The organism is bacterium (assembly GCA_019695305.1).
GTDB lineage: Bacteria > UBA10199 > UBA10199 > UBA10199 > JAIBAG01 > JAIBAG01.
Genome location: JAIBAG010000027.1, coordinates 23,762 through 31,280, shown reverse-complemented (window position 1 = coordinate 31,280; position 7,519 = coordinate 23,762). Strand labels below are relative to the sequence as shown.

Annotated in this window: 6 protein-coding genes; 4 read left to right on the top strand and 2 right to left on the bottom strand. The window is 41.0% G+C overall.

All coding sequences use genetic code 11. The features are described from left to right. The 4 genes from K1X76_10735 to K1X76_10720 all read left to right on the top strand — a co-directional run. The coding region (locus tag K1X76_10735; GenBank protein MBX7149543.1) for an aminotransferase class III-fold pyridoxal phosphate-dependent enzyme at positions 1-606 on the top strand (606 nt) is incomplete at its 5' end. 43 nt (positions 607-649) lie between these two features. Then, positions 650-3,280, top strand: a complete 2,631-nt coding sequence (locus K1X76_10730) for an MMPL family transporter (GenBank protein MBX7149542.1) — start codon at positions 650-652, stop codon at positions 3,278-3,280. Between the two features lie 55 nt (positions 3,281-3,335). After that, complete coding sequence (locus K1X76_10725) at positions 3,336-4,619, top strand: BamA/TamA family outer membrane protein (GenBank protein MBX7149541.1); 1,284 nt, start codon at positions 3,336-3,338, stop codon at positions 4,617-4,619. 100 nt (positions 4,620-4,719) lie between these two features. Next, on the top strand, positions 4,720-5,448 hold the full coding sequence (locus tag K1X76_10720) for a hypothetical protein (protein ID MBX7149540.1): 729 nt from the start codon (positions 4,720-4,722) through the stop codon (positions 5,446-5,448). Here the strand turns inward: K1X76_10720 and K1X76_10715 are convergent. Both K1X76_10715 and K1X76_10710 read right to left on the bottom strand, forming a co-directional pair. Further along, positions 5,426-6,586 (bottom strand): S41 family peptidase, encoded by a 1,161-nt coding sequence (locus K1X76_10715; GenBank protein ID MBX7149539.1) that lies wholly within the window; start codon positions 6,584-6,586, stop codon positions 5,426-5,428. The genes K1X76_10720 and K1X76_10715 overlap by 23 nt on opposite strands. Continuing rightward, on the bottom strand, positions 6,583-7,518 hold the full coding sequence (locus tag K1X76_10710; protein MBX7149538.1) for a transketolase family protein: 936 nt from the start codon (positions 7,516-7,518) through the stop codon (positions 6,583-6,585). Before K1X76_10710 ends, K1X76_10715 begins: the two co-directional genes overlap by 4 nt. Position 7,519 lies beyond the last annotated feature (1 nt).

The following is a 7,519-nucleotide window of genomic DNA, read 5'->3' as shown; positions in this document are numbered from 1 at the left end:
ACCATTGCTAAAGCCCTCTCCGGCGGCATGGTGCCCGTGGGCGCTACCATTTGTAAAAGATGGATTTACGATAAAGTTTTTAGCAAAATGGAACGCTGTGTGGTGCATTCGTCTACCTTTGGCCAAAATAATTTAGCCATGGTGTGCGGACTTGCAGCACTGGATATCATTGAAGAAGAAAAATTATTGGAGAATGCCCGTAACGTTGGCTCTTACCTTTTAGAAAAATTGCAGGAGTTAGCCAAAGAAAGTGAATGGATTAAAGAAGTGCGGGGTAAAGGCCTCATGATTGGCATCGAATTTGGAAAACCAAGCGGTTTTAAAAATAAGCTAGCCTGGAACATGGTGCATAGTATGGATAAGGGACTTTTTGGTGAACTGATTGTGATCCCGCTTTTATCCAAGCACAATATTTTAACCCAGGTGTCGGGCCATCATCAGGATATCGTCAAACTCATTCCCCCGCTGACGATCACTAAAGAACATGCCGATAAATTTGTAGCAGCCTTAAAAGATGTTTTGGCCGATTGCGGTAAAATTGCCGGTCCCATTTGGGAAATGGGGAAAAATCTGATGAAGCAAGCATCGCAGCAACAACAGCAGTAAAAGAAACCTTTTCATCCCCCCCTACTTTTGGTACCAAATAGGAATGGCAAAAGCCCTTTCCATTATTTTTATTTCCCTTCTTTTAACAGCTGGTTCCCTCTACTATTCTTACCATCACCTTAAGTTTGATACCGACCAAGATAATTTAATTTCTAACTCAAAAGATTATCAAAAAAACTATAAAAAATTTTTAAAAGAATTTGGCGATCAGGAAAGCATTGTTGTTATTTTTGAAGCAACAGCCACCAATAGCGATGCTGTGGAGCAGGCGCTTGAAGCTTTAAACAAAACGCTTCTGCCACGCACCGATTTATACACCAGTATCGATTACAAGCTAGATTTGAGTTATTTTGAACAACGTTTTTTACTTACCTTACCCAAGGCCGATTTTGAAAAAACTAAAGAAACCCTTACACAAAACACCTCTCTCATCCGCGAGGCTTTTGGCCTTTCTACTTTAGATTCATTTTTAGATAAAACAACGAGTTTTCTATCATCACCCCAGGCCACAACCACAAACACACAGGGACTAGAGGATGCCACTTCTTTTTTTACCGATGTTTTAAAAAACTTAGACAAACCAGACTACTTTAACAAACTCGATTTGGGGCACATGATTGCCAATTTTATTGATTTGCCCGATGTTTCGTCACTGTCTCAAAAAGGATATTTGGTATCGGGCGATGGGAAACTGGCATTCATGCAAATAATGCCTAAAAAAGATTTTAGTACAATGGGTGTTATTGATAAGCCTCTCGCTTTTTTAAAAGAACAAATTGCTCTTATCCAAAAACAAAATCCAGGGCTGCATATTGGCCTTACCGGGCGTCCGGTTTTACAACATGATGAAATGAAATCTACCGGAACCGATTCGGCAAGCTCTGGCCTTATCGCTTTTGTAGGTGTTTTTATTCTTTTTGCAATTTTTTATCGTTCCGGAAAAGGTCCCGTACTGGCAGCAATTTCTTTATTTATGGGCATTAGCTGGACTTTAGGATTTATCACTCTTACACTTGGGCATCTCAACTTGCTGTCCATGGTATTTGCCATTATTCTCATTGGTTTAGGGCTAGAATATGGAGTTCACTTTTTATTTCGTTATCAGACCGAAAGGTTAAAAGCCCCAAATCCCGCGTCTAGCATTCGTTCCACACTTTCATCTATTGGTCCCACCCTTGCTATTAGTGCCTTATGTTCTATGAGTGCATTTTTATCGGCTCTCTTTACCGATTTTTTAGGCCTTAAAGAATTGGGCTTTGTTGCGGGTGCCGGTCTTTTCTTTTGCTTGATATCGCAAATCACTGTTTTACCTTCGCTTCTTTTATTAACCGAGAGCAAAAACCCCAAACCTTTTAAACCGGTTCACATTCCTCTTTTTAGCGGAATTAAAAAGTATCCCAAAATATCATTATTGCTATTTACTCTCATCACAGCTGCCGGTGTTCCGTTTTTATTAAAAATTACTTTTGAGCATAATCTTTTAAACTTGCAAGATCCATCCCTCGCGTCTGTTCAGTGGGAAAAAAAGCTGGTAGGTGCAGATGGCCTTTCTACCTGGTTTTTGGCAAGCCTTACACCGTCCATAGAAGAACTTAAAAAGCGCACAGACGTGGTAAACAATATAAAGTCGGTTAAAAAAACAGATTCTATTCTCAACATTTTGCCCCAAAATAACAGCGAAAGAATAGCCGAGCTGCAAAATTTGTCGAACCAACTTCAGTTACCCATGGTGTCAGCAGCAAATACCGTTACTGCCCAAAATGTAATGGCTCTTTTAGAAAAATTAAAAACAGCATTAACCGGCATTCAAAATCGCGCTTTTAATGCTGGCTACAGCGGAGCCATTGAGGCTATTGAACAAAACATTGCTGTCATTGATACACATCTCGATACGCTAAAAAACGATCCTGAAAGTTTTATAAAAAATTTTAACGAAGCCAATGCGCTTTTTAACCAAAAAATTAATAGCTTGGCTAACACCTTTAACGGAGCCCTTAACCCTACAAGCACCAGCAACACCTCACTTCCGCCGTTAGTGGTAAAACATTACCAAAGTCAATCGGGACAATATGCTTTATATATTTACCCCTCCCAAGACATTTGGGATCCTCAAAATTTAAAAACCTTTATAGAAGACATACGTAAAATTGACCCGCTGGTAACAGGAGCCCCTATTACTGTATACGAATCGGCCCAATTGATGGAACGTGGCTTTTTGATGATTGCCGGTCTAACGCTTGTGATTGTTTGCACAATTTTATGGGTAGATTTACGCAAACTGGGTGATTGTATTATTGCCATTATCCCGCTGGCCATAGGCGTATTGTGGCTTTTTATGATAATGGGCATTTTAGGCATCCGTTTAAGCCTGGCCAATTTTTTTGCATTACCTCTCCTTGTTGGCTCGGCTATTGATACCGGCATCCATATGGTGCATCATTTTAAAGAAACGGGATCTGCCGAAAAAACTTTTTATGATTTAGCTACTCCCATCATCCTATCACTTGGCACCATGCTTATTGGCTTTGGACCGCTGGCCTTTGTTCACCACCGCGGCCTGGCCAGCTTTGGACAAATTATGACAATTGGTAGCTTGACCTGTTTAGTAACAAGCCTTATTCTGATGCCGGCATTGTTTAGTCTTTTACAAAAAAAATCTGTGCCGAAGGCATAGAACTATTTAGATAAGAGACTTATCCCGCTATCGGGGTTAGGGTGAAAGAAAAAAAATGAAGAAATTATCATCACCCTTCTTGCATATTCTCATTCTTTTTATCTCTCTTGTAACTTTCTATAGTATACAGGCTCTCGCCAAGCCGCTTGTTAAAACACCACCTGCTCCTGAACAAAAAAAGGAAGAACCAAAAAAAGGAAAATTTGATTTTTTTAAAAATCGTGAGTTTGATATTTTTCCTGTTCCAGTATGGGAATCTCGCCCTGACAAGGGCAATACCTATGGGCTTATGCCTGTGGTGTTATTATCGGATAAAAAGGACGGCGCCATTAAGGCTATACTGGCTGTTATTGGCCAGTATAACAGCGTCTTTAAAGTAAGTGGCGCAGCTCTTGCTTATTTATACCCTACACCCGAATCGGAGATTACTTTTTATGGCGAAATGGCCCAAGATTATCTCAAAGAGTTTGCGCTGCGTTATTTTAACCCTCATTTAACTTCCAAAATATATCTCGAAACCGAAGCTCAACTGCTTCACACGCCCTTTGGCTATTTTTACGGTATTGGGCCAACTACAAAAGAATCGGCCCAAAGTAATTTTTTTTCTAAGAATATTAATTTAAAGGCCCATACAGGTTACTATTTAAAACCAAATTTACGTATTGAAGGTGGTTTTCGTTTTAATGATGTACGCCTTCACGACCGTGCCGTGGATGACTACCCGGCTTCTCTCACTCTCTTTGCCGGCAATCCTAAAGTAACAAGTGCGAAAAATTTAAAAACCGATATCGGCCTTGTGTTTGATAACCGTACTAATAGTGAATATTCCGACAAAGGGACACTGGCCTCACTGATGAGTTCTTATTCGTTTGATGGTTTTTTAAGCGACAATACTTTTCAGGCGCTCGATTTTGAAATCAGTCACATTTTACCCATCATTAAAAACCGCTGGAAATCGGTTTTTCGCTTCCATACTCAAGGGGTTTGGGGCAATAATATTCCTTTTTACGAGCAAAGTGCTATTGGCGGCCCTACCGAGCTCCGTTCGTTTGTACCGGGTCGCTTTATTGACAGCTCGAAAATGGTTTTTCAAATTGAACAACGTATTAAGGTAGCCGATCTAAAAGTAATGGGCAAAAAATTTTCGGTAAATGCCGATCCTTTTTTTGAAGTAGGCCGTGTATTCCCAAGCTGGAACCATATTAATACCAATAACTGGCAGCCGGTGGGAGGTTTGGGCATTAGAGCTTTTGTTCCTCCTAATGTTATTGGCAGAATCGATATGGCCTATGGCAAAGAGGGATTTGAAATTTATACTGGACTGGGCTATCCATTTTAGAGCTTGTTAGTTGCCGAGCACAAAGTGCTTGGTGGCGTTACTAGCTTTTATCCCCGAAGTCCTGATCGTAGATCAGACGAAGGGGATTTTATTAATACCGATGACTTGTTTAGACTCCACTACCCTTAAACGTTACGTGTATGAAGGAGTTATTACACCTGAAGAGGCTCATCACGTAAAGACGTGTGCTCATTGTCAAATAAGCATCAGGCAATTAAATGAAGAAAAAAAAATAAAAGGCCCCACTCGTTCCACCCCCAACAATCAAGAACCCTCGTTCATGCACAAATTATTGAAACATCGCTATATATTGATAGCTGTTTGCATGATAACGGCCGGTTTTTTATGGATAGTCTTAAAACTTTTTTCCAACGCGTTTTCGTTTCATTTTGGCACTAAACCTTCCATGACGCTTCTCATAAAATCGGGAGATGAATACAAGCCCATAGATAACAACCAATCACTAAAAGTGGGAAACAATTTCAAGGTAGAAATTAAAAATACCGAATACGAATATATTTTACTCATGGGCATTGATAAAGACGGTATCTTGTACGAGTATTACCCGCAAAAAACCCAGGAAAGCCTTCCCATCCCCTTTGACACAACCCTTATCCTCCCCGAAATATTCATGTTTACAAAAAACAGAACACAAATTGTGTTGGGTATTTTTTCAAAATCACCTCTTGAAAAAAGCTTGGTACAAAACAAGATGAGGGAAGAATTTTTGCGGCTTCAGAAAAAGCACTTAGAACTTACCCAGTGGAAAAATAACATTGCCAAATCAACAGTGTTATGGACATTTATTAAAGAGACATCTTCTCAATAAAATCGAAAGCCTTCTTCTTTTGAAAATCCATAAATGCTTTAGGGTCACTATCGCTAGCCTTGGGATTTTCACGCTTATAGGTATCGTTATCCAAAATAATATCGGGAACAATACCTTTACCATCAATGGAACGTCCTTTGGGGGTGTAGTACTTGGCAATAGTAATTTTAAGAGCCGACTTATCGCCCATATCCATAAGCGTTTGAACCGACCCCTTGCCAAAGGAGGTTGTACCCAACACTTTAGCGCGTTTGGTATCTTGCAGGGCACCAGTTACAATTTCGGAGGCCGATGCCGACCCACCATTTACCAATACAACCATAGGTGTTTTTTCAAATGGACTTCCGGGTTTTGCCGATTCAACTTCTTCAACACGGTTGCGGCCTTTGGTAGATACAATCACACCGTTTGAAAGAAAAAGATCCGACACCGAAACCGCTTCGGTAAATAACCCACCAGGATTATCGCGCAAATCAAGAATAATCCCTTTTAAACTGCCACTTTGCTTATTTAAATCGTCTAAAGCGTCTTTTAACTCGTCGCCTGTGTGCTCCTGAAAACTGGTAATACGCACATAACCAACATTATTTTCTAGCAACTCCTTTTTAACACTGGCCACTTTAATGAGCTCGCGCACCATGGTTACGTCTACAGGCTTTTGCATACCTTCATGCCATAACGTTAAAACTATCTTTTGCCCTTTGGAACCACGCATTTTGTGCACAGCATCCAAAAGAGTCATGCCTTTTGCCAGCTCGCCGTTTATTTTAAGAATACGATCTCCCGATTTCACTCCAGCCTTAAAAGCAGGAGAATCTTCCAACGGTGCTACAACCACCAAGGTTCCCTCTTTTACGGTAATTTCAATACCAATACCGCCATAGCGTCCTTCGGTGTCCGATTTAAAATCGGCATACATATCGGGGGGTAAATAAAGCGTGTGCGGGTCGAGAGTAGCCAACATTCCCTCAATGGCACCTTCAATAAGGCGATGTTCATCAACCGCATCTACATATTCGCGGTCTACCATGTCGAGAATACGGGTAAAGGTTTCAAGTTCCTGATAAATTTTATCACTTAAGGCAAAGCTGGTACGAGAGATAAGCAATAGACAGATAAAAAAAAGTTTTTTTTTCATACTTCTTTAAGACGCTTTAATACAGACTGAGCAATTCCTTCGGCATCCAAACCATAGTGTTTAATCAATATTTTGGCATCCGCCGATTGACCAAATTCATCCTGCATCCCCAAACGCAAAAGCGGCGCAGGAGAACGGCTGGTAAGAACTTCGGCAATGGCCGATCCAATACCGCCAACCACCGTATGCTCTTCAACAGAAACCAATAAACGGTGTTTTTTCGCCATCTTAGAAATCAATTCTTCATCAATGGGTTTTACCGAAGCCAAAGCCACAACCGAGGCCGAAATGCCATTTTCGGCAAGTTTAGCAGCTGCTCCTAAAGTATCGCCCGTTAAAAAACCGGCGGTAAACAAGCACACATCACTACCTTCTTTAATAACAAAACCCTTACCAACCTGAAACTTATAATCGGCAGGAAAAACAGAGGGACATTTAGCACGACCCAGACGCACATAACAGGGGCCTTCTAAATGATACACAGCTTCAATCACCTGTTCGGTTTCGGCACCATCGCAGGGAACAAATACTTTCATGTTAGGAATCGCGCGCATGATAGCGATATCTTCAATCATTTGATGACTCGCTCCATCTTCACCTACCGATAAACCGGCATGGGAAGCACAAACTTTTACGTTAAAATTGGGATAACAGGCTGATTGGCGTATAATTTCCCAGGCGCGTCCTGCAGCAAAAACAGCAAAGGTGGACGCATAAGCCACTTTACCAGTAGAAGCTAAACCCGCGGCCGTCCCCATAAGATCTTGCTCGGCAACACCCATATTAAAAAAGCGTTCAGGGAATTTTTTTGCAAATACACCGGTTTTGGTGGATCCGGATAAATCGGCATCGAGCACCACAATATTGGCATACTTTTCGCCTAATTCGGCCAGCTTTTTGCCATACGCATCTCTTGTTGCAACGTCAGACATA